This window comes from Novosphingobium sp. (assembly GCF_027489515.1).
Classification (GTDB): domain Bacteria; phylum Pseudomonadota; class Alphaproteobacteria; order Sphingomonadales; family Sphingomonadaceae; genus Novosphingobium.
The window spans coordinates 1-2,886 of the sequence record NZ_JAIXZS010000053.1; the positions used below are offsets into that span (position 1 = coordinate 1).

Sequence of the window (2,886 nt, forward strand, 5' to 3'; positions counted from 1 at the left end):
ACCTTGTCTTCCTTGGGAAGAACCTGCAGCACCGTGCCGGTGCGGCCCTTGTCCTTGCCCGAGCGAACGACGACGCTGTCGCCCTTCTTGATCTTAGCGGCACCCATCACAGCACCTCCGGCGCAAGGCTGATGATCTTCATGAAGCCGCGGGCACGCAGTTCGCGGACCACGGGGCCGAAGATACGCGTGCCGATGGGCTCTTCGTTCTTGCCGACGAGCACGGCGGCATTGGTGTCGAAGCGGATCACGCTGCCATCGGCGCGGCGCACATCCTTGCGGGTACGCACGATCACCGCACGGTGAACGTCGCCCTTCTTGACGCGGGCACGCGGCTGCGCTTCCTTTATCGACACGACGATCACATCGCCGACGCTGGCGAAACGACGCTTCGACCCGCCCAGCACCTTGATGCACTGGACGCGCTTCGCGCCGCTGTTGTCAGCGACTTCGAGATTGGACTGCATCTGGATCATTGATCCGGTTCCTTCTCACTGGCTTGCCGGAACCAGTCCGGCAGTTCCAAAACTGTTTGGGCCTTAGACGTCGGCTTCGATCGCAGCGGCCTTGCCGGCCTGCACGCGGTCAACGACCTTCCACGTCTTCAGCTTCGAAATCGGCGCGGTTTCTTCGATGCGCACGGTCTCGCCGGCCTTGAACGAGTTGGTCTCGTCGTGGGCGTGGTACTTCTTCGAGCGGCGGATGATCTTCCCGTAGAGCGGGTGCTTCACCTTGCGCTCGACCTTGACCACGACGGTCTTGTCGGTCTTGTCGGAGACGATCGTCCCGATCAGGATACGCTTGGGCATAGTGTTGTTCCTTACGCCTTGGCCGACTGAGAACGCTCAGTCTGCAGCGTCTTGATACGGGCGATGTCGCGGCGGACTTCGCGGATGCGGGCCGGCCGTTCGAGCTGGTTGGTCGCCGCCTGGAAGCGCAGGTTGAACGCCTCACGCTTCAGCTCGGCGAGGTCAGCCTGAAGCTGATCGTCGGACTTGACGCGCATGTCTTCAAACTTGGCCATCATTCGCCTCCGAGGTGCGAGGTGTCACCCAGACGGGCAACGACCTTGGTCTTGATCGGCAGCTTCATCGCAGCGCGGCTGAACGCCTCCGCCGCGAGGGGACCCGCAACGCCGTCGAGCTCGAACAGGATGCGACCCGGCTTCACGCGGGCTGCCCAGTACTCGATCGAACCCTTGCCCTTGCCCTGACGGACTTCGGCAGGCTTCTTCGACACCGGCACATCGGGGAACACGCGGATCCAGAGACGACCCTGGCGCTTGATGTGGCGGGTGATCGCACGGCGAGCCGCTTCGATCTGGCGGGCGGTAACCCGCTCCGGCTCGAGCGCCTTGAGGCCGTACGAACCGAAGTTGAGGTCAGTGCCACCCTTGGCATCGCCCTTGATCCGGCCCTTGAAGGCCTTGCGGAACTTGGTCTTTTTCGGTTGCAGCATGGTTCTGTACCTACCTTAGCGCGCCGGGCGGACGCCGGAGGTTTGAGCCTCCATCATCAGCCGGTCCTGCGCCATGGGATCGTGACCAAGGATTTCACCCTTGAAGATCCAGGTCTTGATGCCGATCACACCATAGGCGGTGTGCGCCACAGCTTCGGCATAGTCGATGTTCGCGCGCAGCGTGTGGAGCGGCACGCGGCCTTCGCGGTACCACTCGACGCGGGCGATTTCCGCACCGCCGAGACGGCCGCCGCAGGTGATCTTGATGCCTTCGGCACCGAGACGGAGCGCCGACTGCACCGCGCGCTTCATCGCACGGCGGAAGGCCACGCGGCGAACGAGCTGGTCGGCAATGCCCTGCGCAACGAGCTTGGAATCGATTTCCGGCTTGCGGATCTCGACAATGTTGAGCTTCACGTCGCTCGCAGTCATCTTGGCGAGCTGGCTGCGGAGCTTTTCGATGTCCGCACCCTTCTTGCCGATGATGACACCCGGGCGGGCAGCATAGATCGACACGCGGCACAGCTTGGCCGGACGCTCGATCACCACCTTCGAGATGGCGGCCTGCGGCAGGTGCTCCATGATGAACTTGCGCATGGCAAGATCTTCACGAAGCAGCGTCTGGTAGTTGCGGCCTTCCGCGTACCAGCGGCTGTCCCAGGTGCGGTTGATCTGCAGGCGCAGACCGATGGGGTTCGACTTGTGACCCATGATCAGGCCTCCTCACCAGTGGCTTCGCGAACCACGATCCGCAGTCGCGAGATCGGCTTCAGGATGCGCGTGGACTTGCCGCGACCACGAGTGTGGAAGCGCTTCATCGTGATCGACTTGCCGACCGAAGCCTCGGCGACGACGAGCGCGTCGACATCAAGGTTGTGGTTGTTTTCGGCGTTGGCGATCGCCGAGGCGAGCACCTTGCGCGCATCGACCGCCATCGCCTTCTTCGAGAAGGCGAGGATGTTCATTGCGTCTTCGGCGCGCTTGCCGCGGATGAGGCCGGCAACGAGGTTCAGCTTCTGGGCCGAGCCGCGGATCTGCGTGCCCACCGAAAGCGCTTCGTTGTCCGCAACGCGGCGCGGGGACTTAGGCTTGCCCATTAGCGCTTGCCCTTCTTGTCAGCGGCGTGGCCCGGGAACGTGCGCGTAGGCGCGAATTCACCAAGCTTGTGGCCGACCATCTCTTCGTTGACCGAGACGGGGATGAACTTGTGCCCGTTGTAGACGTTGAACGTCAGACCAACGAACTGCGGCAGAATGGTCGAACGCCGCGACCAGGTCTTGATCGGACCTGCACGCGAACCAGCATCCTGAGCCACTTCGGCCTTCTTCAGGAGGTGCAGGTCGACGAAGGGTCCCTTCCAGACGGAACGTGCCATGGGGTGTTACCTCTTCTTCTTCGCGTGACGCGAACGGATGATCATCTTGTCCGT

8 protein-coding genes are annotated in these 2,886 nt (G+C 62.8%); all 8 read right to left on the bottom strand.

What is annotated here, in order from left to right; all coding sequences use genetic code 11:
* Window positions 1–107: KOW motif-containing protein (locus Q0082_RS09370; protein ID WP_298191842.1), on the bottom strand; the 107-nt coding region annotated here is incomplete at its 3' end.
* Window positions 107–475, bottom strand: coding sequence for a 50S ribosomal protein L14 (gene rplN / locus Q0082_RS09375; protein WP_054121079.1), 369 nt, complete (start codon window positions 473–475; stop codon window positions 107–109). The genes Q0082_RS09370 and rplN, both read right to left, overlap by 1 nt.
* 63 nt (window positions 476–538) lie before the next feature.
* Window positions 539–808, bottom strand: a complete 270-nt coding sequence (rpsQ, locus tag Q0082_RS09380; protein ID WP_072379290.1) for a 30S ribosomal protein S17 — start codon at window positions 806–808, stop codon at window positions 539–541.
* An 11-nt stretch (window positions 809–819) separates the two neighbouring features.
* Window positions 820–1,026 carry a 50S ribosomal protein L29 gene (gene rpmC, locus Q0082_RS09385; protein ID WP_067913299.1) on the bottom strand — a complete coding sequence of 69 codons (207 nt, stop codon included), beginning with the start codon at window positions 1,024–1,026 and terminating at the stop codon, window positions 820–822.
* Window positions 1,023–1,457 carry a 50S ribosomal protein L16 gene (gene rplP / locus Q0082_RS09390; protein WP_054121077.1) on the bottom strand — a complete coding sequence of 145 codons (435 nt, stop codon included), beginning with the start codon at window positions 1,455–1,457 and terminating at the stop codon, window positions 1,023–1,025. Before rplP ends, rpmC begins: the two co-directional genes overlap by 4 nt.
* Before the next feature lie 15 nt (window positions 1,458–1,472).
* Window positions 1,473–2,168: a 30S ribosomal protein S3 gene (gene rpsC, locus Q0082_RS09395; RefSeq protein ID WP_292949101.1), complete on the bottom strand. Its 696-nt coding sequence runs from the start codon at window positions 2,166–2,168 to the stop codon at window positions 1,473–1,475.
* A 2-nt stretch (window positions 2,169–2,170) separates the two neighbouring features.
* On the bottom strand, window positions 2,171–2,554 hold the full coding sequence (rplV, locus tag Q0082_RS09400; protein WP_298191838.1) for a 50S ribosomal protein L22: 384 nt from the start codon (window positions 2,552–2,554) through the stop codon (window positions 2,171–2,173).
* Complete coding sequence (rpsS, locus tag Q0082_RS09405) at window positions 2,554–2,832, bottom strand: 30S ribosomal protein S19 (protein WP_054121074.1); 279 nt, start codon at window positions 2,830–2,832, stop codon at window positions 2,554–2,556. Before rpsS ends, rplV begins: the two co-directional genes overlap by 1 nt.
* Between the last annotated feature and the right edge of the window lie 54 nt (window positions 2,833–2,886).